This is a genomic window from Mesorhizobium sp. RIZ17, assembly GCF_051127865.1.
Lineage (GTDB): Bacteria > Pseudomonadota > Alphaproteobacteria > Rhizobiales > Rhizobiaceae > Mesorhizobium > Mesorhizobium humile.
Genome location: NZ_CP147861.1, coordinates 4,083,818 through 4,104,638, shown reverse-complemented (window position 1 = coordinate 4,104,638; position 20,821 = coordinate 4,083,818). Strand labels below are relative to the sequence as shown.

25 protein-coding genes are annotated in these 20,821 nt (G+C 64.9%); 11 read left to right on the top strand and 14 right to left on the bottom strand.

The window, feature by feature from the left end:
• Positions 1–37: 37 nt before the first annotated feature.
• The gene (locus tag WDX12_RS19560; protein WP_320295032.1) at positions 38–958 is read right to left on the bottom strand and encodes a glycine--tRNA ligase subunit alpha; all 921 of its coding nucleotides are present in this window, start codon (positions 956–958) and stop codon (positions 38–40) included.
• Positions 959–1,151: 193 nt separating this feature from the next.
• Between WDX12_RS19560 and WDX12_RS19555 the strand changes: the two genes are divergently transcribed.
• On the top strand, positions 1,152–1,613 hold the full coding sequence (locus tag WDX12_RS19555) for a GNAT family N-acetyltransferase (RefSeq protein ID WP_320294710.1): 462 nt from the start codon (positions 1,152–1,154) through the stop codon (positions 1,611–1,613).
• Positions 1,614–2,082: 469 nt separating this feature from the next.
• On the opposite strand, the gene WDX12_RS19550 is transcribed toward WDX12_RS19555, so the two are convergent.
• The 5 genes from WDX12_RS19550 to WDX12_RS19530 form a co-directional block, all read right to left on the bottom strand.
• On the bottom strand, positions 2,083–3,858 hold the full coding sequence (locus WDX12_RS19550) for a tetratricopeptide repeat protein (protein WP_434721663.1): 1,776 nt from the start codon (positions 3,856–3,858) through the stop codon (positions 2,083–2,085).
• A 205-nt stretch (positions 3,859–4,063) separates the two neighbouring features.
• On the bottom strand, positions 4,064–4,480 hold the full coding sequence (locus WDX12_RS19545) for a DUF1284 domain-containing protein (RefSeq protein WP_434721662.1): 417 nt from the start codon (positions 4,478–4,480) through the stop codon (positions 4,064–4,066).
• On the bottom strand, positions 4,477–5,085 hold the full coding sequence (locus WDX12_RS19540; protein WP_320294707.1) for a biotin transporter BioY: 609 nt from the start codon (positions 5,083–5,085) through the stop codon (positions 4,477–4,479). The genes WDX12_RS19545 and WDX12_RS19540 overlap by 4 nt, the downstream gene beginning before the upstream one ends.
• A gap of 384 nt (positions 5,086–5,469) precedes the next feature.
• The gene (locus tag WDX12_RS19535; RefSeq protein ID WP_434721661.1) at positions 5,470–6,135 is read right to left on the bottom strand and encodes a GntR family transcriptional regulator; all 666 of its coding nucleotides are present in this window, start codon (positions 6,133–6,135) and stop codon (positions 5,470–5,472) included.
• Positions 6,136–6,241: 106 nt separating this feature from the next.
• Positions 6,242–7,255 (bottom strand): polyprenyl synthetase family protein, encoded by a 1,014-nt coding sequence (locus WDX12_RS19530; RefSeq protein WP_320294705.1) that lies wholly within the window; start codon positions 7,253–7,255, stop codon positions 6,242–6,244.
• A gap of 178 nt (positions 7,256–7,433) precedes the next feature.
• On the opposite strand from WDX12_RS19530, the gene WDX12_RS19525 reads away from it, so the two are divergent.
• The 8 genes from WDX12_RS19525 (at position 7,434) to WDX12_RS19490 (ending at position 11,826) form a co-directional block, all read left to right on the top strand.
• Positions 7,434–7,658: a DUF2007 domain-containing protein gene (locus tag WDX12_RS19525; RefSeq protein WP_040991013.1), complete on the top strand. Its 225-nt coding sequence runs from the start codon at positions 7,434–7,436 to the stop codon at positions 7,656–7,658.
• The gene (locus WDX12_RS19520) at positions 7,658–8,449 is read left to right on the top strand and encodes a tRNA1(Val) (adenine(37)-N6)-methyltransferase (RefSeq protein ID WP_434721660.1); all 792 of its coding nucleotides are present in this window, start codon (positions 7,658–7,660) and stop codon (positions 8,447–8,449) included. The genes WDX12_RS19525 and WDX12_RS19520 overlap by 1 nt, the downstream gene beginning before the upstream one ends.
• Positions 8,450–8,452: 3 nt before the next feature.
• Positions 8,453–8,623 (top strand): hypothetical protein, encoded by a 171-nt coding sequence (locus tag WDX12_RS19515; protein WP_320294703.1) that lies wholly within the window; start codon positions 8,453–8,455, stop codon positions 8,621–8,623.
• A gap of 61 nt (positions 8,624–8,684) precedes the next feature.
• Positions 8,685–9,542 (top strand): S49 family peptidase, encoded by an 858-nt coding sequence (locus tag WDX12_RS19510; RefSeq protein ID WP_434721659.1) that lies wholly within the window; start codon positions 8,685–8,687, stop codon positions 9,540–9,542.
• 84 nt (positions 9,543–9,626) lie between these two features.
• Positions 9,627–9,812, top strand: a complete 186-nt coding sequence (locus WDX12_RS19505) for a membrane protein (RefSeq protein ID WP_027164591.1) — start codon at positions 9,627–9,629, stop codon at positions 9,810–9,812.
• Between the two features lie 22 nt (positions 9,813–9,834).
• Positions 9,835–10,731, top strand: a complete 897-nt coding sequence (locus tag WDX12_RS19500; protein ID WP_434725677.1) for a 4-(cytidine 5'-diphospho)-2-C-methyl-D-erythritol kinase — start codon at positions 9,835–9,837, stop codon at positions 10,729–10,731.
• Positions 10,718–11,275 (top strand): molybdenum cofactor biosynthesis protein B, encoded by a 558-nt coding sequence (moaB, locus tag WDX12_RS19495; protein WP_434721658.1) that lies wholly within the window; start codon positions 10,718–10,720, stop codon positions 11,273–11,275. The genes WDX12_RS19500 and moaB overlap by 14 nt, the downstream gene beginning before the upstream one ends.
• A gap of 125 nt (positions 11,276–11,400) precedes the next feature.
• Positions 11,401–11,826 carry a GFA family protein gene (locus tag WDX12_RS19490; RefSeq protein ID WP_434721657.1) on the top strand — a complete coding sequence of 142 codons (426 nt, stop codon included), beginning with the start codon at positions 11,401–11,403 and terminating at the stop codon, positions 11,824–11,826.
• Positions 11,827–12,005: 179 nt separating this feature from the next.
• Here WDX12_RS19490 and WDX12_RS19485 read toward each other — a convergent pair whose 3' ends face one another.
• Entirely contained in the window at positions 12,006–12,509 is a 504-nt protein-coding gene (locus WDX12_RS19485) for a glycosyltransferase (protein ID WP_434721656.1), read from the bottom strand.
• A gap of 149 nt (positions 12,510–12,658) precedes the next feature.
• On the opposite strand from WDX12_RS19485, the gene WDX12_RS19480 reads away from it, so the two are divergent.
• Both WDX12_RS19480 and WDX12_RS19475 read left to right on the top strand, forming a co-directional pair.
• Entirely contained in the window at positions 12,659–13,813 is a 1,155-nt protein-coding gene (locus tag WDX12_RS19480) for a PA0069 family radical SAM protein (protein WP_434721655.1), read from the top strand.
• Between the two features lie 195 nt (positions 13,814–14,008).
• Complete coding sequence (locus tag WDX12_RS19475) at positions 14,009–14,704, top strand: ribonuclease HII (protein WP_434721654.1); 696 nt, start codon at positions 14,009–14,011, stop codon at positions 14,702–14,704.
• Positions 14,705–15,169: 465 nt separating this feature from the next.
• On the opposite strand, the gene WDX12_RS19470 is transcribed toward WDX12_RS19475, so the two are convergent.
• The 7 genes from WDX12_RS19470 to WDX12_RS19440 form a co-directional block, all read right to left on the bottom strand.
• Positions 15,170–15,661: a F0F1 ATP synthase subunit B gene (locus tag WDX12_RS19470; protein ID WP_434721653.1), complete on the bottom strand. Its 492-nt coding sequence runs from the start codon at positions 15,659–15,661 to the stop codon at positions 15,170–15,172.
• Between the two features lie 11 nt (positions 15,662–15,672).
• Complete coding sequence (locus WDX12_RS19465; RefSeq protein ID WP_434721652.1) at positions 15,673–16,254, bottom strand: F0F1 ATP synthase subunit B; 582 nt, start codon at positions 16,252–16,254, stop codon at positions 15,673–15,675.
• Positions 16,255–16,315: 61 nt separating this feature from the next.
• On the bottom strand, positions 16,316–16,540 hold the full coding sequence (locus tag WDX12_RS19460; RefSeq protein ID WP_027164582.1) for a F0F1 ATP synthase subunit C: 225 nt from the start codon (positions 16,538–16,540) through the stop codon (positions 16,316–16,318).
• 75 nt (positions 16,541–16,615) lie between these two features.
• Positions 16,616–17,377 (bottom strand): F0F1 ATP synthase subunit A, encoded by a 762-nt coding sequence (locus tag WDX12_RS19455; protein WP_434721651.1) that lies wholly within the window; start codon positions 17,375–17,377, stop codon positions 16,616–16,618.
• A gap of 64 nt (positions 17,378–17,441) precedes the next feature.
• Positions 17,442–17,834 (bottom strand): AtpZ/AtpI family protein, encoded by a 393-nt coding sequence (locus WDX12_RS19450; protein WP_434721650.1) that lies wholly within the window; start codon positions 17,832–17,834, stop codon positions 17,442–17,444.
• 311 nt (positions 17,835–18,145) lie between these two features.
• Complete coding sequence (locus WDX12_RS19445; protein ID WP_320294693.1) at positions 18,146–19,327, bottom strand: cell wall hydrolase; 1,182 nt, start codon at positions 19,325–19,327, stop codon at positions 18,146–18,148.
• Positions 19,328–19,494: 167 nt separating this feature from the next.
• On the bottom strand, positions 19,495–20,769 hold the full coding sequence (locus tag WDX12_RS19440; RefSeq protein ID WP_434721649.1) for an MFS transporter: 1,275 nt from the start codon (positions 20,767–20,769) through the stop codon (positions 19,495–19,497).
• Positions 20,770–20,821 lie beyond the last annotated feature (52 nt).

The following is a 20,821-nucleotide window of genomic DNA, read 5'->3' as shown; positions in this document are numbered from 1 at the left end:
AAAAGGAGGATCAAGCGCCAAAGCTGCAGTCGGTTCGCTAAGCAGCCAGCCCGCCAGCCCGCGTCTTGAGGAACGCCTCGCCGCATGCCTTGGCCAAATTGCGCACGCGCAGGATGTAGCTTTGCCGCTCGGTGACCGAGATCACGCCGCGCGCGTCGAGCAGGTTGAAGACATGGCTTGCCTTGATGCACTGGTCGTAGGCCGGGAAGACCATGCGGTGCATCGCCAGATTGTCGCTCGGCTTGGGCGTGCCGGCATCGAGCAGCGCCTTGCACTCGGCCTCGGCGTCCTCGAAATGCCTGAGCAGCATCGCAGTGTTGGCGAATTCGAAGTTGTGGCGCGAATATTCCTGCTCGGCCTGCAGGAAGACATCGCCGTAAGTGACCTTCTCGGCGCCCTCGCGGCCGTTGAAGTTCAGGTCGTAGACATTGTCGACGCCCTGCACATACATGGCGAGCCGCTCCAGCCCGTAGGTCAATTCGCCCGCCACCGGCGCGCATTCGATGCCGCAGACCTGCTGGAAATAGGTGAACTGCGAGACTTCCATGCCGTCGCACCAGCATTCCCAGCCGAGGCCCCAGGCGCCCAGCGTCGGGCTTTCCCAGTCGTCTTCGACGAAGCGGATGTCATGCAGCAATGGATCGATGCCGATCGCCGCGAGCGAGCCGAGATAGAGCTCCTGCAGGTTCGGCGGATTGGGCTTCAGGATCACCTGGTACTGGTAATAATGCTGCAGGCGGTTGGGGTTCTCGCCATAGCGACCGTCCTTCGGCCGGCGCGACGGCTGGACATAAGCGGCGTTCCAGCGCAACGGGCCAAGCGCGCGCAAGGTGGTGGCCGGATGGAAGGTGCCGGCGCCGACTTCCATGTCGTAGGGCTGCAGGATGAGGCAACCATAGTCCGCCCAGTAATTGTGCAAGGTCAGGATCAGCCCCTGGAAAGAGCGGCTGGGATGCATATGGGCAGGGATCTCGATGGTCACGGCGGCCTCGGAAAGCGCAGGATGACGCTTCCCTAGTTGCCGGGCCGGCAAGCGTCAAGGCAGCGCCCCGCATCCGACAAGGTTGAACGCTTTGCGTGCGGCTGGCCCATTGCCGGCGAACGGCGGCGATCCTTTGCTCCGCCCGAGCTTTAACGACAAAGGTTTCGCTATGTCCGGTCAACTTACCGTCCGACCCGTCACGAGGCAGGATTACGAGCAGTGGCTGCCGCTCTGGGACGGGTATAACGCGTTTTACGGGCGCTCCGGCCCAACAGCGCTTGCCGGCGAGATCACGCAGATGACCTGGTCGCGCTTCTTCGACGCCTATGAGCCCATGCATGCGCTGGTGGCCGAGCGCGAGGGCAAGCTGCTTGGCCTCGTCCACTATCTCTACCACCGCTCGACAACAGCTATCGCACCGAACTGCTACCTTCAGGACCTTTTCACGTCACAGGACGCGCGCGGCCAGGGTGTGGGGCGGGCATTGATCGAAGCCGTCTACCAGCGCGCCAGGGAAGCGGGTTCGGGCCGCGTCTACTGGCTGACGCATGAGACGAACCACACCGCCATGCAGCTCTACGACAAGGTCGGCGAGAAGTCCGGGTTCGTCGTCTACAGAAAGATGTTCTAGTTCCTCGACACAGGGATTTGAAAGGTCGCCCTTGTTTTGGTGCAAGATTTTTCGTTCATTTCCGTGAAATCAGCGCAAACGCCAGGGATTGAAGCCGCCCCAACCTCGTCATTCTATGGCGAAGCAAGGAGCGAAGCGACGCGGCGCAGACCATAGAATCCATGCCGTGACTTGGATGCGCCGCCACGGTGCAGAATTTTGCTCGTTGCACGCCTTGGCGAACGTAACGGCATGGATTCCAGGGTCTTCGCGACGGAGCTTCGCTCCTGCTCCGCCCCAGAATGACGATCGCGATAGGCGTTTCGGCCAATCACCGAGGCATTTGCCTGCCACCGCAGACATAACCTATCGCTGGAGAACTTGCCGACCTTCAGAGTGAGGCAAGCCGACCATAAGCTCGACAGACACCAGGCCGAAAAGAAAACGGGGCTCGACGAGCCCCGCATTCTTGAACGTTGACGAAAATCGCTCAGCCTTTCGGCACAGGCGTCGGCTCCGGCTTCATTTTCGGGGTTTCCTGCGCGGTGTTGGATTCGATCGGCGGCAGGCCCTTGAGCAGCTTCTGCTGCAAAGTGGCGAGCACATCCGGATCGGGCTTCAGGTCGCGTGCCTGCGTCCACTGATAGGTGGCCTCCAGCTTGCGGCCGACGCGCCAGTAGGCATCGCCGAGGTGGTCGTTGAGGACCGGATCCTCCGGCTTCAGCGAGACGGCGCGCTCCATTTCGCGCACGGAGTCGTCGAAGCGGCCCATGCGGAAATAGGCCCAGCCCAGCGAATCGACGATGTAGCCGTCGTTCGGCCGCAGGTCGACGGCCTTCTGGATCATCGCCAGGCCTTCCTTGAGGTTCATGTTCATGTCGACCCAGGAATAGCCGAGATAGTTCATGACCTGCGGCTGGTCGGGCTGCAGCTCCAGCGCCTTGCGGAAATTCGGTTCCGCCTTCGGCCATTCCTTCAGCCGCTCATAGGCGATGCCGCGCTGGTAGAAGATGTTCCAGTTGGCGGCGGTCGGCGTCTTCAGCTGCTCGACGGCCTTGTCGTAGAGACTGGCGGCCGAGCGGAAATCTTCCTTTGAACCATAGACGCCGCCAAGCGCCAGATAGGCGCGCATGTCGTCCGGATGCTTGTCGAGATAGGCCTTGAGGTGGGAAATCGCCTCGTCATGCTTGTCGAGGTCGGCGAGGTTGAGGCCGATCTGCAGGTCGGAGAGCTCCTTCAGCGGCGAGGACGCCGGAATGCGGCGGTAGAGCGCGACCGCGCCTTCGCCGTCCTTCAGCTGCTCGGCAACGGCGGCAAGCTGCACAAGGGCGGCGTCGCTGTCCGGCTTCAGCGCCAGAGCGTATTGCAGGTAAAGTCGCACGAAAGGCTCGCCGCCGCCGCGGTTGAGCGCGGTGGCAAGGTCGAGCAGGATTTCGGACGCGCCGTCGGCCGGGCCGGCGACGAGCGGCTCGATCTTGTCGCCCTTGGCGATGCGGTCGCGCAGCGTGGTGATCTCGAGCTTGCCCGGCGCGAACGCCTCGGCCTGGTTCAACACCGCCAGGGCCTTCGACTTGTCGCCCTTGCGGACCAGGAACGAGGCATAGGCCTGGGCGTTGCGCATCCAGGTTTCGGGCGCAGAGCCGCCGGCCGTGGTGTCGGCCATGGTGGCGGCGTAGATCTCATCGGCCTTGTCGTTCAGGCCGGCGGCATCGGCGATCAGCGCGCGGTGGAAGGATTTGAACAGGCCGAACCAGTCCGGGCCTTTGAGCTTGTCGATGGAATCCATGGCCTCGGACGCGTTGCCGGCGCCCTCCTTGGCCCAGCCTTCCATGACGCCGGAGAGCAACCGGTCGAGATCGGATTCGAGCGAGAGCTTCAGCCAATACTGCGCCTTGGCGTAGTCCTTCTTGTGGAAGGAATCGATGGCCAGAGCCAGGCGCGAGAAGCGCTCGACATCGGGCACTTCCTTCAGCTTGTCGGCATAGACCAGCGATTCCTCGAAGCGGCCTTGCGCGACCAGCGCCAGCATCAGGCTCTGCTGCAACTCCTTGTCGTCCGGCGCAAAGGCCAGCGCCTGCTTGTAGTAGGCGATCGCATCGTCGAGGTCGTTGTCGCTTTCGGCGATATGGGCCGCGAGATAGGCGCCCGAGAAAGACGTGATCTGCAGCGGTTTGGCCTCTTCCTTGGCCTGGACCGGCAGCACCCAAAGCGCCACTCCGGTCAAAAATGCCAGCCTCGTCAGCCAGCGCGCACGTCCTTGCCGCATCGTATCCCTTTCAGCCAGACGCGATCCCGCCCTTGGCAGGCCGCCCTTAGACTCGATCTTTTCCGGTCAAAGCATGGCCTTTTTGGGGTCGGGCTTCAATCGCCAAGCGAATCACAATGCAATCATCCGGCTTAAAAAACGATGCCGCGCCACCGAAAAATCCCGCGCGAAGGTCTGAGATGCCCATATGCCAGCGTCGGATTGCCTACAGATGCGTCCCGCTGAATCCGCCGGCGGCAACCGTGTCGCACAGGCCCGACCATTCGCAGCCGGAGCACGCCTGGCGCGTCAGGCCGGCGGAAAAGGCCTCGCGCATCCCTGCCAGGCTGGAGGCGTCCAGCACGAACCGGTCGCCGTCCTCGATCGGCCGGCCGAGCAAAGTCCCCACGTCGCGCGCGGCGAGCCGGTCCCGCTCGGCGGCGCTTTGGCGCAGGCAATGCGGCTCAGGCTCGCCGAGCAGCGGGGCGCAGATGTCGTCCGGACCGGAAACGACCACAACCCCCTCACCCTCACCCAGCCGCTTCACCACCTTGTCGTAGTTGGCGGTGAAGGCGGGCGAGTAGCCCTTGCCGACATAGGTCAGCAGGCAGAGCAGATGATGGGCGCGCAGCCTGACGGTCATCGCGTCCCGGACGAGCGGTCGCGCTGTTCCGCCCGATAGGTGGAAAAGAGCTTCAGCGTCGCCGCGCCCAGCGCCGACTTGAGCAGGCCGCCGACGATGAAGGGCAGGAAACCGAAGGTGATGGCCTTCTCAGCGCCGATCATGACGGCAAGCCAGGCGGTGCCGAGAACGAGGCAAAGCAGGTTGCCGATGAGCATGGCGGCGAAGGCGAGCATGACGCGGTTGCCGTTCCAGCCGCGTTCGGCCAGCCAGCCGACAACGGCGCCGACGACCGGGAAGGCGAAGAGATAGCCGCCGGTCGGGCCGACGAAATGCTGTATGCCAGCCGCGCCGCCCGCCAGCACCGGAAATCCTGCCGCGCCTTCGACCAGCCAGGCGGCAATGGTGAGCGCGCCGAAGCGCCAGCCATAGAGAGCGCCGACCAGCGTGACGGCGAAAGTCTGCATGGTCACCGGCACCGGCACCATCGGCACCTCGATATAGGACGACAGCGCCAGGAACAGCGAACCGAGAATGACGGCGCCGATCTGCCAGGCGAGCGAACGGCTGTGCAGGCGCAGTGGGCTGAAGGAGGGCTTGTAGGTCGAAACGGCTGCGTTGGTCACGGTGTCTTCCCTGGCTGGATTGAAATTATAGATAATTTTTGCGTTCGATCTATTATCGAATCCATATTTTTGCGAAGATGGCAAGCCCGCGGGTTCGTCATTCCAGGGCGAAGCAGGAGCGGAGCTCCGTCGCGGAGACCCTGGAATCCATGCCGTGACCTGGCGGCAGCGCTCCTGCGGTCGAGAATGGCCGGCTCTGGGCGGCGGGCGCCGATCAGCGTAAAGTCTTGATCCGTTTTGCTTTTCGATCGACGTCACGGCATGGATTCCAGGGTCTGCGCGCGTCGCTTCGCTCCTTGCTCCGCCCTGGAATGACGAAGCTGGGAAGCCTCGCCCAATGCTATCCACGAAGACGAAGCTGAAGGCCTTGCCCAATCGCCTGTGCTACCCGACGATGGCGAAGGCGTCGCGGGTCCTGCCGGAGGCGGTCTTGACCGGCTTCTGGCCGATCCATTGCACGTGCCGACCGAGCGTGGCGGCGGCCGATTCGACGTTGCCTTGCCTGAGCGCGCTCAGGATCGCCCGATGATCCTGGTCGGTGCGGATTTCCCATTCGGAGCGCCAGGCGCCGAACAGGAAGCGCGCGCTCGCCGCGTGCAGGTCGTCGATGGTAGAGAGCAGGCGCGGCATGTTGCAAGGCGCCAGGATCAACCGGTGGAAGGTGCGATTGGCCTCTTCCCAGGAGCGCACGTCGCGGGACTTGTCGCCGGCCTTGGTCGCCTCCTCGGCCTGGTCGAGGATCGACGCCGTCAGATGCGGCGCGGCATGGCGCAGCGCCAGCACTTCGAGCGCCGCGCGCATCTCGGCCACCTCCCTGACCTCGCCGAGATCGAAGGCGGCGACGCGCACGCCGCGGCGCGGCTCGCTGATCGCCAGGCCCTGAGCCTCCAGGCGGCGAAAAGCCTCGCGCACCGGGACATGGCTGGTGTTGAATTCCTCGGCGACATGGTCCTGGCGCAGCCGCGAGCCAGGCTCGATGGCGCCCGAAATGATGCGGTCCGCCAGTTCCTTGCTGATGCGGACGGCGATGGTGTCTTCTGTGCTGGCCATATTTTATAGATAATTTGCCGAACCGCCCCTTGTCGAGACGGCCGGCGCGGGATTCACAGGCGCCATGCCCGACGGATGCCAAGCAGGGCCTGGAAGACAGACAGGCTCAGTTGACGCGGCTGATGCAGAAATCGATGACGTCGATCAAAGCCGACTTCTGCGGCGTCGCCTCCAGCGGGGCGAGCGCGTCGCGGGCGATCTCGCCGAAATGGCGGGCGCGGACGATCGTGTCGGCGATCGCGCCGTGGCGGGCCATCAGGCCGATGGCCTTTTCGAGCGCGGCATCGTCGACGACATTGTCCTCGATGGCGCGCTTCCAGAAGGTCCGCTCGGCCTTGGTGCCGCGCCGGTAGGCGAGGATCACCGGCAGCGTCACCTTGCCCTCGCGGAAATCGTCGCCGACATTCTTGCCGAGATCCTTGCTGGAGCCGCCATAATCGAGCGCATCGTCGATGAGCTGGAAGGCAAGGCCGAGATTCATGCCGTAGGACCGAAGTGCCGCGCGATCGGTGCGCGAGGCCTGGGCGATGACCGGTCCTACTTCGGCGGCGGCCGAAAACAGCGCCGCGGTCTTGGCCTTGATGACGGCGAAATGCTCGTCCTCGGTGGTTTCGAGGTTCTTGGCGGCGGCAAGCTGCATGACCTCGCCCTCGGCGATGATGGAGGCGGCGGCCGATAGGATGTCGAGGGCTTCCAGCGAACCGACCTCGACCATCATGCGAAACGCCTGGCCGAGCAGGAAATCGCCGACCAGCACGCTCGCCTGGTTGCCCCAGATCATGCGCGCCGTCTTCTTGCCGCGGCGCAGCGCGCTCTCGTCGACCACGTCGTCATGCAGGAGCGTCGCCGTGTGCATGAACTCGACCGCCGTGGCGAGCTTGACATGGCCTTCGCCGGAATAGCCGAACATCTGCGCGGCGGCGAGCGTGAGCATCGGTCTCAGCCGCTTGCCGCCCGACGAGATCAGGTGGTTGGCGATCTCCGGGATCATCTCGACGTCGGAGCCGGCCTTGGACAGGATGAGCTCGTTGACCCGGCCCATGTCGGCAGCCGTCAGATCGATCAAATCCTTGATGGAAGCGGGTTCCCGCTTGCCTTCGATGTTGAGAACGACACCCACCACGACAACTCCCGTCTGTTTAACGCGCACGAGTTAACGCGCACGACGGCACCCTTAATCCCGCGCCGACTCTAGGGCGGCACAACCGGGCACGGCAAGAGGCGAATTGGCGCGCCTTTGCCGACGGTGTGTCTACCCGCACGTTTACAGAAACGCCGCAACCTGCGATTTTCGTTCCATGATCGAGCTTGTCCGCACCAATGACGCCGTCGTGATCTCTTTTGTCGAATCGCTGATGCGCGACGCCGGCATCGCCTGTTTCGTCGCCGACCAGAATATGAGCGTGCTCGAAGGGTCGATCGGCCTTTTGCAGAAGCGTGTCATGGTCGATGCCGACAAGGCTGACGTGGCGCGCCGCATCCTGAAGGATGCCGGCATCGAAAACGAAATCCGCCAGAAATAATGGCAGCGACGATCGCCCCAGATACGCCGGCGCACACGGTCGATGCCTTCCATCGCGGCCGCTTCTGGCTGGTGCAGCCGAGCCGTGGCGGTCATCGCGCCGGCATGGACGCCATGATGCTGGCGGCCGCCGTGCCTTCGGGCTTTTCCGGCCGTCTCGCCGATTTCGGCGCCGGCGCCGGTGCCGCCGCCCTTGCCGTGCTATCGCGCTGCCCGGCGGCCCAGGCCGTGCTCGTCGAACGTTCGGCCGAAATGGCCGGGTTCGCCGCCGCCACGCTTTCGCATCCCGGCAATGCGCATCTCGGCGACCGCGCCTCGGTGCTGACGGCCGACGTCACGCTTGCCGGCCGGGCGCGGTCCGAGGCAGGACTTGCCGACAATTCCTTCGATTTCGTCATCATGAACCCGCCGTTCAACGCCGCCGAGGATCGCACCACCCCCGACGCGCTGCGCCGAGAGGCGCATGTGGCGGAGGATGGCCTGTTCGAGCGCTGGATCAGGAGCGCCGCCGCCGTCGCCAGGCCGCGCGGCGGGCTGGCCGCCATCGCGCGGCCCGAACAGCTCGTCGCCATCCTCGATGCGATCGAGGGGCGTTTCGGCGATGCCGAGATGCTGTGCGTGCATCCGCGACCGGACGCGGCGGCGATCCGCATCGTCGTCAGGGCGGTGCTCGGCGCGCGCGGAAAACTGTCGATCCGCCCGCCGCTCACCTTGCACGGTCCGTCCGGCAACGCGCCGGCGGAGCGGACCGAAATGATCAATAACGGCCTGGCATCGCTGTTCGGCGATTGATCCTTGAAGCGCGTCGCGTTGAAATGGATTCTAGCGACGCGCTTCAAGTTTTTGTTTATGCATGTTTGTTTCGCAAAACCGCTGCACACTTTTGCGCGACATGCACCGGCTGGCGATGCGGCATTGCCGTTGGCCAGCGAATTCCTACATGCCCAGGGCAAGATGACGCCGTGAAACAGACCAACCGACCTGATCTCATCTTGCTGCCTTGCAAATGGACCGGAGACATTCCTTCGTGAAACGCCTCTTCAACCGCCTGCTGCCGAAATCCTGGCGCTCGACAGTCGTCACCATTCCGGTCATCCGGCTGCAAGGCGCCATCATGGCCGGCGGCGGCCAGTTCCGGCCGAGCCTGTCGCTCGCCTCGACGGCCGGCCTCATCGAAAAGGCGTTCGGCTTCGACGCGCCGGCGGTCGCCATCTCGATCAATTCGCCGGGCGGCTCGCCGGTGCAGTCGCGGCTGATCTTCAAGCGCATCCGCGATCTCGCGGTGGAAAAGAACAAGAAGGTTCTGGTCTTCGTCGAGGACGTGGCGGCTTCCGGCGGCTACATGATCGCGGTCGCCGGCGACGAGATCTTCGCCGACCCGTCGTCGATCGTCGGCTCGATCGGCGTGGTCTCGGCCTCTTTCGGTTTCCCTGAACTGATGAAGAAGATCGGCGTCGAGCGGCGTGTCCACACGGCCGGACAGAACAAGGCCGTGCTCGATCCGTTCAAGCCGGAGAAGAAGGAAGATGTCGAGCGGCTGAAGGCGCTGCAGCTTGAAGTGCACGAGACCTTCATCGATCTCGTCAAGGAGCGGCGCGGTACAAAGCTCAAGGACGACCCGGACCTGTTCACCGGCCTGTTCTGGACCGCCAAGCGAGGCCTGGAGCTCGGCCTTGTCGATGCGCTGGGCGATATGCGCGGCGTGCTCAGGACCCGTTTCGGCGACAAGACGCAGCTCAAGCTGATCACCGCGCCGCGCGGTCTGTTTGGCCGTTTCGGCCTGTTCGGCTCGCGCTTCTCTGCGCCCGATATCGCGGCGGCCGCCGCCAGTGGCGTCATCGATGCGGCGGAAGAGCGCGCGCTGTGGGCTCGCTTCGGGCTTTGAAAAAGCCATGATTGCGGATAGCATGATCGCTTGACCGAGCCCATCCGGCCGGCCTTGCCGCGAGAACGCGGGAGGAGTTTTGAGATGCCGCAGATCATTTTCTTCGCCGTCGTCGGCGCCGCCGCTTACTTTGGTTACCGCGCTTTCGTGCGCGAGGCCGAACGCGTGACGGCCAAGATCCGGCGCACCGAGAAACAGGCGGCGAACGGCACGATGGGCACGCTGGTCAAGGATCCCAAGACCGGCGAATATCGTCTCGCCAAGGACTGATCCCATCTCGCCAGCAGCCGACATTCTCGAGCCCGGCACAGAGGTCCGGACCTGGCTTGCGCCTGCCAAGATCAATCTGGCGCTGCATGTCACCGGACAGCGCGCCGACGGCTACCATCTCATTGACAGCCTGGCGGTCTTCACCCGTTTCGGCGACCGGCTCGAGATCGAGCCGGCGGAGCAGGACGACTTCTCGGTATCCGGCCGCTATGCCGCCGGCCTGCCGCTCGACGGCGACAATCTGGTGGTGAAGGCGCGCGATGCCTTGCGCCGGGAAGCCGGCGCGCAGCATGCACCGCCCGTCGCCATCCGGCTGGAGAAGAACCTGCCCATCGCGTCCGGCGTCGGCGGCGGCTCCAGCGACGCGGCAGCCGCGCTCAACGCCCTGGCGCGACTCTGGAAGCTCGATATCGACGACAATTCGCTGGCCCGGATCGGTCTTTCGCTCGGGGCCGACCTGCCGATGTGCCTCAAGGGCAAGCCGCTGGTCGCGCGCGGCATTGGTGATGAAGTATCCCCCCTGCCCGCGTTTCCGGCGCTCGGCCTGGTGCTGGTCAATCCGGGCATCGCCGTCTCGACGCCGGACGTGTTCAAAGCGCTGTCCAGCCCCGACAACGAGGCGCTGCCGCCGCTGCCGAAGCGCCTCGACTTCCACGCCATTCGCAACTGGCTGGAGACGACCCGCAACGACCTCGAACCTGCCGCCCGCTCGATCCAGCCGGCGATCGGCGAGGCGCTGAAGGCGCTCAAGCGCGCCGACGCTGCCTTCGCGCGCATGTCCGGCTCGGGCGCCACCTGCTTCGGCCTGTTCGAGACCGGCAATGTCGCCAAGCGCGCGGCGATCGAGATCCGCGCCCGCCACTCCGACTGGTTCGTCGCCGCGACCCGCAGCATGGAGGTGAGCGATGGCGAAGCTTGACGAAAGCCGGCCCTTCATCCCGGTGCGCATCGCGGTGCTAACGGTTTCCGACACGCGCAGCCTTGCCGACGACAAATCCGGCCAGACGCTGGCCGACCGCATCGCGCAAGCCGGCCATACGCTTGCCGCGCGGGACATCGTCACCGACGATCGCGACAAGATCCGCGACAAGGTGCTCGGCTGGTCGAAGGACGACAACATCGACGTTGTCATCACCACCGGCGGCACCGGCTTCACCGGCCGCGACGTGACGCCTGAGGCGCTGGAACCGACCTTCGAAAAGCGCATGGACGGCTTTTCGGAAGTCTTCCACCGCATCTCCTATGACAAGATCGGCACCTCGACGATTCAGAGCCGGGCGACAGGCGGCGTCGTCAACGCCACCTTCGTCTTCGTGCTGCCGGGATCGCCTGGCGCCTGCAAGGACGCCTGGGACGGGATCATCAAGGCGCAGCTCGACTACCGGCACATGCCGTGCAACTTCGTCGAGATCATGCCGCGGCTGGACGAGCATCTCAGGCGCGGCGGCAAGCCCACCTCGTAAAGCACAGGCAAAGCGCCCGAACGGCAACCGGTTTGCAGGCGAAATGGCGCTGTCGCCTTCGAGGCTGCCATTCCGAAGCCGGCGCCGGCACAGTAGCTTGTGCGAGCAAACGAGGAACCTGTGCCATGGCCGTTCACAGCGGCGGCTGCCATTGCGGCAACATCCGCCTGAGCTTTTCCACCGCGCTCGATCCGGCCGAACTGGAAATCCGCGCCTGCCAGTGCTCGTTCTGCACCCGGCACGGCTCGCGCGCGGCGGCCGACCCGAATGGACGCCTGAGCATCTCGGTCGAGGACGAGGCACGGCTGCAGATCTACCGCTTCGGCCTGCGCACCGCCGACTACCTCGTCTGCCGCGAATGCGGCGTCTATGTCGCGGCAATCGCCGGCGACGGTGACGACGCAAGGGCGATCGTCATCGTCAACGCGCTCGACGAGCGTGAACGGTTCTCGCGCGAGCCGGTCGCTGTCCGGTTCGATGCCGAAACGCGCGAGCAACGCCTGGCCAGGCGCAGTGGCAACTGGATGCCGGTGGAAATTCGGGGGAGTTGACTGGGGAGGGACCGCGCTGCGTTTCCTTCTCCCCGTGTGGGAGAAGGTGGATCGGCGTGCAGCGCCGAGACGGATGAGGGGTGTTCCAGCGAAGTGAGACGCTAGCTTTCCCTGGAGCACCCCTCATCCGGCCGCTGCGCGGCCACCTTCTCCCACAAGGGGAGAAGGGAGAGCCGGTCTCACTTTGGCGGAGCAACCCAGATTTCGGCGTTCAGCCTTCTGGTGGCAAGGCCGCGCGCCAGGGCCTCGGCGCTGCGCGCGCTCTTTGCCAGCGCCGAGGCCTGTCGCTTGCTGACGACGAGCCCTTCGGCCAGCGCGCGGTTGCCCGAAAAGACGCGGGCCAGGAAAGGCGTGCGATCGGCCCGGGCGCGTGAAAAGCGTGCTGGAATGGTTTGCTTCGCCGTGTGCGCCACCACCTCGTCGATCCATCCCTCGGCGAGCCTGGCGCCCGGTTCCAAAAGCAGCAGCCAATCGCCCTTGGCCTGGCCGATACCGGCGCCGATCCCGCCGGTCACATAGTGGCAGCCTGCATGTTCGGCCACCCGATGCGTCTGGTCGGTCGAACCCTGATCGCAGACGATCACGTCGCGCACCACGCCTTCGACCGCGCCGCCGACCAGCGAGGCGAGCGTGCGGGCAAGCCCCTCTTCGTCGTTCAAGGTCTCGATGAGAACGCTGAGCATCCCTAGCCGAATAGCGGAAAGCCACGGCTTGCGCCAGTTGCGCTTTTCGGCCGAAAAAGTTCTTGCTTTGTTCTCATCGACAAAATAGGAATAGTTTCATGAACAGAGCGATTCGACAGCCTGCCGACAGTCCCTGGGAGAGGGCGAAAATGGAACAGATCGTGCGCGCCGACATTGCTGCCTTCGGAGCAGGCAGAGCCGAGATGGCGAACGCGATGATCGAGCAGAGCGGCATGCGCGTGCGGCCCGACCGCAATCGCGGCCGCTCGGCCGGCATCAACCCGTCCGGCCGGTTCGAGCCGGTCAGCCGTCATGTGTTCGATGACGGCTGGAACTCGCTGGAGGAACTGCCGCCCTTCAAGACGGAAGTGCAGGTCGAGAAGCCGCGCACGATCATCACCCGCAACGAGTCGCCGGACATTTCCTTCGACCGTTCGATCAATCCCTATCGCGGCTGCGAGCATGGCTGCGTCTACTGCTTCGCCAGGCCGACGCATGCCTTCATGGGCCTGTCGCCGGGGCTCGATTTCGAATCGAAGCTGTTCGCCAAGCCGGATGCGGCGCGCATGCTGGACAGGGAATTGTCGAAGGCGGGCTACCAGCCGCGCACGATCGCCATCGGCACCAACACCGATCCCTACCAGCCGATCGAGAAGCAATACCGCATCATGCGCGAGATCCTCGAAGTGCTGGAGGCGCGCGGCCATCCGGTCGGCATTGTCACCAAGTCGGCGCTGGTGACGCGCGACATCGACATCCTGTCGCGCATGGCCGAGCGCGGCCTTGCCAAGGTGGCGCTGTCGGTGACGACGATGGACCGCATGCTGGCAAGAACGATGGAACCCCGCGCGTCGACGCCGACGAAGCGGCTGGAGGCGATCCGGCAGCTTTCGGACGCCGGCATCCCGGCCTCGGTGATGGTGGCGCCGATCATCCCGGGCCTCAACGATCCGGAGATGGAGCGCATCCTCGATTCGGCCAGAGCCGCCGGCGCCCGGGAGGCAGGCTATGTCATCCTTCGCCTGCCGCTCGAAGTGGCGCCGATCTTCAAGGACTGGCTGCTGCGTCACTATCCGGACCGCTACCGGCATGTGATGTCGCTGATCCGATCGATGCGCGACGGCAAGGACTACGATTCCGAATGGGGCAAGCGCATGAAGGGCGCCGGTCCCTATGCCTGGCAGATCGGCCGGCGCTTCGAGATCGCCGCCAAGCGGCTCGGCCTCAATGTCGAGCGGCGGCAGCTCCGCACCGACCAATTCGTCGCAGGCTCCGGCGCCGGCGAGCAGCTGATGCTGCTTTAACCTCAGTGCCGGCCATGACGGGCCGGCGCCAAGCGGTTCCAGGCCAAGCGACTTTCCGTCTGGAATTGCCCTCCTTTCAAGTATCCCGTCCGGCCAATGTCCCCCGGCCGCGAGACGGTGCCTTCCCGGTCCGACGCCCCATCCGACCCGGAAGGACTTGCGGAGAATCGGAGCCGATGCGAACCTCGCCGCACCATGGCTCGCGCGCGTTCCGATTCTCCGCTTCTCTTTGAAATGGTCGAGAAGCCCGACTTCTCGATCGAGACGAAGGCAATGGCCGACGGGCTGTGGCCTGTCGCCGGCATGGACGAGGCCGGCCGCGGTCCGCTCGCGGGTCCGGTGGTGGCCGCGGCGGTGGTGCTCAACCCCGCCAATATCCCGGAAGGCCTCGACGATTCCAAACGCCTCAGCCATTTGCAGCGCGAGGCGCTGTTCCTCAAGATTCTCGGCTCGGCGCTCAGCGTCTCGATGGCCTCGATCAGCGCCGAAGGCATCGACAACAGCAACATCCTGAAGGCGAGCCTGGAAGCAATGCGCCGCGCCGCCGCCGGCCTGTCGCTGCAGCCCAAGCTTGCCTTGGCCGATGGCCGCGACGTTCCGCCCGGCCTCGCCTGCGAGGGCCGGGCGCTGGTCAAGGGCGACCAGCGCTCGCAATCGATCGCCGCCGCCTCGATCGTCGCCAAGGTGATGCGCGACCGCATGATGTGCGGCTGCGGCGGACACCACGCGCATTACGGCTTCGAAGTGCATATGGGCTATGCGACGGTGAGGCACCGCACCGCGATCGAGGCGCATGGACCGGTGGCAAGGCTCCACCGGGCCTCGTTCGCGCCGTTCAGGCTGGGTGGCGCCGAGGCGGTTGAGGAAGAGAGCTTCGTCGGACTGGAGTAAGGCGCCGCCGACGATGACGGCTGACCTCCCTCCTTGTGGGGGAGCTATGGCATGCACACATTTCCAAGCGGCTGGTCTTTGGCGATAGCGAGCATGGCAGCTTGGCGCATGCGTTGTCGAATGTAGCGATGGTCGACCCCCACTCCGTCTCGGCTTCGCCGAGCCACCTCTCCCCCGATCGACGGGGTAGAGGAAGGGCGCCAAGCTTTTGCCGTCAACGCTCGTCCGGCAACGCTCCCTTCCTTTCCCTCCGGAGGGGGGAAAGGTGGCGCTGCGAAGCAGCGACGGATTGGGGGAACCACGCGGCAATCAAGCGTCGGCCCGATCAGTTACACCAGTCACAGAAGGTGTGTGTATAGCGTAAACAAGGGGGAGATCAGCAGTTCAGGCGTCCCGCTCCCTTTTCAAACAACAAAAAAGCCGCCGGGTTGCCCAGGCGGCTTCTCATTCGCAAGTGCGGCCAGCTCAGTTCAGCTTGGCCTTGACGTCGTCCAGCGCCGACTTGAACAGGTCCGCGCCTGCCTTGACATCGACCTTGGCGGCGAGCAGCGCGCGGGCAGCTTCGACGGCGATGTCGACGGCGCTGGCGCGCACTTCACTGACGGCCTCGCGTTCGGCCTGGCTGATCTTCTGCTCGGCAAGCGCGGTGCGCCGGGCGACATAGTCCTCGGTCTTCTTGGCGGCCTCGGAAGCAAGCAATTCAGCCTCGCGCTTGGCGGCGGCGACGATGTCGGCGGCCTCCTTCTCGGCTTCCTTGCGCTTCTGCTGATACTGGCCGAGCAGCTGCTGGGCCTCCTCGCGCAGGCGCCGCGCTTCCTCGAGCTCGGCGCTGATCTTGACCGCGCGGGCGTCTAGCGACTTGGTCAGCATGCCCGGCACCTTCAGATAGATGATGGCGCCGAGGAAGATGATCAGGGCGATCGTGGCCCAGAGCGTGGCAAGTGATGTGGCGTCCATGATCCCGCTCCTTACCGGCTCGCGGATTTGACCGCGGCCGCGATCTCGGACTTGTCGGCCTTGCCGCCGACAAGCGCCTCGACGATGGCCGACGTGGTGTCCTCGGCGATCGTGCCGACTTCCTTCATCGCCTTGGCCTTGATCGAGGCGATGCTCGCCTCGGCCTCGGCAAGCTTCTTTTCGAGCTCGGCCTCGAGCTTCTTGCGCGTGCCCTCGGCGTCCGCCTTGGCGGCGTCGCTTGCCTGCTGGCCGATCTTGTTGGCGTTGGCCTTGGCCTCCGCCAGTTCCTGCTCATAGGCGGCAACGGCGGCGTCGGCCTCGCCCTTCAGCCTTGCGGCATGGTCGAGATCCTGTGTGATGCGGTCGCTGCGGACATCGATGATACCGGCAAGGCGCGGCATCACCACCCGCTTCAGGAACAGGTAGAAGAGCCCGAAGGTGATGACCAGCCACAGGATCTGCGACGGGAAGGTCTTGGCATCGAACGGCGGGAACGCCTCATGCTCCGCGGCAGGCACGGCAGTGCCCGCATGCGTATCGCCCTCGGCCGCGGCCGGCGCTGTTTCTTGCGCATAGGCAGATGTCACGAACATCTCATTCCCCTGTCCCTAGAACGGGGCCGCACCATGCGGCCCCTTTCGTCAGCGCCGGCTCTTACTTGAAGACCAGGAGCAGAGCGATCAGGAGCGAGAAGATGCCCAGAGCTTCGGTCACGGCGAAGCCGAAGATCAGGCGGCCGAACTGGCCGTCGGCAGCCGACGGGTTGCGGAGCGCGCCCGAGAGGTAGCTGCCGAAGATGTTGCCGAGGCCGATGCCCGCGCCGCCCATGCCGATGCAGGCGATACCAGCGCCGATAGCAGCTGCTGCAGTTGCGTCCATTTCAAAACTCCTGTGGTTTGCTTGTTCGTTGCAGTTGGTACGTTGGGTATGCTGGCGCCGGGGCGCCGGTGAAAATCAGTGGCTCGGGTGCAGGGCGTCGTTCAGATACATGCAGGTCAGCACCGCGAAGACGTAGGCCTGCAGGAAGGCGACCAGCAGTTCGAGAGCGGTCAGCGCGACGGCCATGGCGAGAGGCAGGACCGAACCGGCGATGCCGACAGCGCCCATCGCGCTGAGGCTGACGACGAAGCCCGAGAACACTTTCAGCGTGATGTGGCCGGCCAGCATGTTGGCGAAAAGACGAACCGAGAGGCTGACCGGTCGCGAGACGAAGGAGATGACTTCGATCGCCACCACCAGCGGCAGGAGAAGTCCCGGCACGCCATGCGGCACGAACAGCTTGAGGAAGCCGAGGCCGTGCTTGGCGAAGCCGTAGACGACGACCGTGCCGATGACCAGGATCGCCAGCGTGAAGGTGACGATGATGTGGCTGGTGACGGTGAAGAAATAGGGGAACAGGCCGACCAAATTGGCGACCAGCACGAACATGAACAGCGAGAACACCAGCGGGAAGAACTGCATGCCCTGCTTGCCAGCGGCGTCGCGCAGCATGTTGCCGACGAATTCGTAGGCCATTTCGGACACCGACTGCAGCCGGCCCGGAATGAGCGCGCGGCTGGCCGTGCTCATATAGAGGAAGGCCGACGCCAGCACGATCGTCACGACCATGAACAGGGAAGAGTTGGTGAACGAGACGTCGTAGCCGCCAATATGCAGCGGGATGATCGGATGGATCTGGAACTGGTGGATCGGATCGACCTTGTCAGCAGCAGCCACTTTAAATCCCCGTCAAAGCCACACGGCTTCTTAAGTTCGCTTCAGCGCCCTGCGGCGCCCCACTTCATTCTTTCGGCTCGCGCGGCTTGCCGCCCTGGCCGAATTCGGATGCAAGCCCCGCAGAGCGCAGGACATTCAGTATACCAGCGCCAAAACCCAGCAGCAGGCCGACGATCAGACCCCAGGGCGTTGTTCCCGCCGTGCGGTCGATGATCCAGCCCAAGCCGACACCGACCACCACTCCGGCGATGAACTCGCTGGACAGTTTCAGCGCCTGACCGTAACCGGTCGCAGCTTTCGCTTCGTCTTTCCCCTCGAGCCGGTCCGTGCGTCTCGTCGCAAGCGATGCTCCAAGATCGCGCCGGCGGCGCTCAAGTTCGTCGTCGCGGATGGTGGCTTCTGGCTGCCTGCCGCGGCCGGTTTCTCCGGTTCCGTCTGGCCCGTTTTTGTCGGCCATCGCAACCCCCCTGCCCGGGCAGACGATCACCGTCCGTCCGCTTCTAAAGTCGCCGGCAACATAGTTAGAGGGTCCGCGCCCGTCAAGCCACGGGCCGAACTTCCAAGCGATGTATTTTTAATAATTAAATCAACGATTTATCGAGGTGCGACATCGTGCCCTTCACGGCCGCGTGAGGACTCGGCGCGAATCCGCGCAACAAGCCGCGTCCGCCGGGGTGCGCCGGCGGACGGAGGAAGGATCGCCGGAGCGGTCGTTTAGGCGGCTCGGCTCGAGCCGCCCAATCGGCTCAGTTCGAGTCGCCTGAGGGCTCAGCTCCAGCCGCCGCCATAGGTGCGGTAGAAGATATGCAGGCCGATCCTGGTCATCTTGTGCATGGCGCGCGCCCAGCCCGGATGGACGTAATTGGCGTAGTAATGCGTCGACGAGCCGACCTCGGGAATGAAGATCTTGCCGGCGGTCACCGCCATCGCGACGTCCTGGGCGGTCTTGTAGGAAGCCTGGTCGGTGATGATCTTCTTCCTGCCGTCGCAGGCGAAGGAGAACTGGCAGCGGTTGAACCAGTTGTCGTTCTGGTAGACGACGCCGCAGATCGTCTTGGGATAGGTCGGGTTGCGGACGCGGTTGAGGATCACCTGCGCCACCGCCGCCTGGCCGCGGACAGGCTCGCTGCGCGCCTCGAAATAGATGCCCTTGGCAAGGCAGGCCTGCTCGGGCTTGGAAAAGACGCTCGCCGGCAGCGGATTCTGCAGCCAGGCATGGTCGCCCTTGCCCATCGGCGGGATGAAGCGGCCGTCGTTCGGATCGTCCTGCAGCAGCGCCTCGAAGGGCGACGCCTTCGCATAGTCGGGCGCGGACTGGGCATAGGCGGTGGCGAGGATATCCGGCTTGTCGTTGTTGACGAGGGCGACAAGCGCCGCCGGCAGATCCGGATCCGGCTTCTTGTCCTCGCGCAGATGGAAGGCCTGGGCGATCTGCACTTCCTTGCCCTTGATGCCGGGCTTGGCGAAGGTGAGCTTCAGGTTGCTGTCCATCGAGGGCCGCAGCAGCGAGGAGGTGCGCTCGAAGATCGAGCCGGCGCTGAAATTCTTGGGCGGCGCGACCGGCGCCACCTTGACCAAACGGCCCTTCTTGTCGGCGCGTATGACGCGGTCTTCATCGGGCGTGGCGCCTGCGACATTGCCCTTGCCGCGAAAGGCCACCGTGCCGACGCCCGGCAGGTCCACACCGGAGCCGGAGAGCGAGCCGGTGGTGACGGAATCGACGAACGGCATTTCGGCCGCATGCACCGAGCCGGCGGCGGATTTCTCGATATAGGCGTTCCAGCGGACGTTGGACGATTCCAGGCCGGAGATCAGGCTTGCCATATCCTGATAGGCGACGGCCGACGGAAACCCGATCCAGATACCGAGCCCGAGCACCAAAGGAGGAAGGAAGGAACGTTTTTTCGCAACGGCGGCGGCGGCAAGCCGCAATGAAACGCGTCGATGCACGGAACTCTCCAGAACGCTACTGACCCCGGAGAGCCAAAATGAAGCATTAACCTTGATGCGGGGTTAACGACATCGATCGTGTTCTTTTCATCTTTGAGGAAAGCCGGCTTGCTGTTTTCACAGCAAAGCCGGCGAACAATCAGACTGGTGAATCAGGCTTGGGTGAATCAAGCGGGGCGCAGGAAGATCGGCCAAGCGAGCGCAGCGCAGATCGCCGCCGCGAGCCAGACGCCCGGCCATGCGAAGACCACCAGCAGCCACGGAATGGCGATCGGCACCAGACAGAAGCCGATGAACACAAAACTGTTGGCCAGGCTAAGCGCAGTGCCGACGTGGCCGGCGCCGGCAAGCGTGGCAAGCTCGGTATAGGCGACGCCATGCCAGGCCGAGACGGATATGCCGGCGACGACGACCATCGGCGGAAGCAGCGGCGCCAGCGCCGGTGCTCCGGCGACACCGATCACCAGCAGCCAAAGCACCAGGAAGGCCAGTGCGCTCAACGCGCTGCAGAGTTTGAGGAACGGGCGGCGGTTGCCGTGGCGGTCGGTGAAGCGCCCGCTCCAGACGCGCATCACCATGGCGCCGGTCTGCACCGCCGCGAGGCTGGCGCTGGTCACAAAGGTACCCATGCCGGCGAAGTCGTGCAGGAAGACCGAGCCGAAGGTCAGCACGGCGACCTGCGGGAAACAGAGCAGGCCGATGGCGGTCGAGATGCGCCATACCTCGATGTTGCGAAGCGGCGCCGGGCCGCTTGTCGTGGCGGCGGCGTGACCGCCGCTTCCCACCGGCGGCTCGTGCAGCCAGCGCCAGGCAAACCAGGCCGACAGAGCAGAGACGGCCGCAAGCAGGCCGAAGACCGCGGTGAAGCCCACAGCCAGCGCCAGGGAAGGCAGGACGAGCGCGCCCAGCCCGCCGCCGAGCGGCACCGCCGTCTGCCGGATGCTCATGGCGAAGCCGCGCTCGCCCTCCGCGAACCAGCCCATAATGGCGCGGCCGCTGGAGCCGTTGACGCTGCCGCCGAGCAGGCCGGCGACGAGCAGGCTTGCCGACAGCAGCGCGACGCCTGGAACGGCCGTTTTCGCCGGCACGACGAGCAGCGCCATGATGAAGAGCCATGCGGCCGTCGCGCCGAGCCCGGTCAGGAGCACGCGACGGTCGCCCCAGCGGTCGGTGAGCACGCCCCAGGGCAGCTCGCTCAGCGCCACGCCGAGGCCGAGCAGCCCGAGCGCGAGGCCGAGCGAGGCATTGTCGAGGTGATAGCCCTGGCGCATCGCCACAGCGGTTGCCGGGATGCCGGAGAAGGTAGCGGAGAAGCCGGCATTGGCGGCGACGCCGATGCCCAGAACCTTCCAGCGATGATTGGGGCCGAAGTCGCGCCGCGCCGAAGCGGCGATATCTCCCTTGGGCGGCTGGCAGTCGTTTCGTGTGACGATGGCGGACATGGTTCCATTCCCGTGACGGCCGGCTGACGGCTTGACGGACGGGATGTAGCGC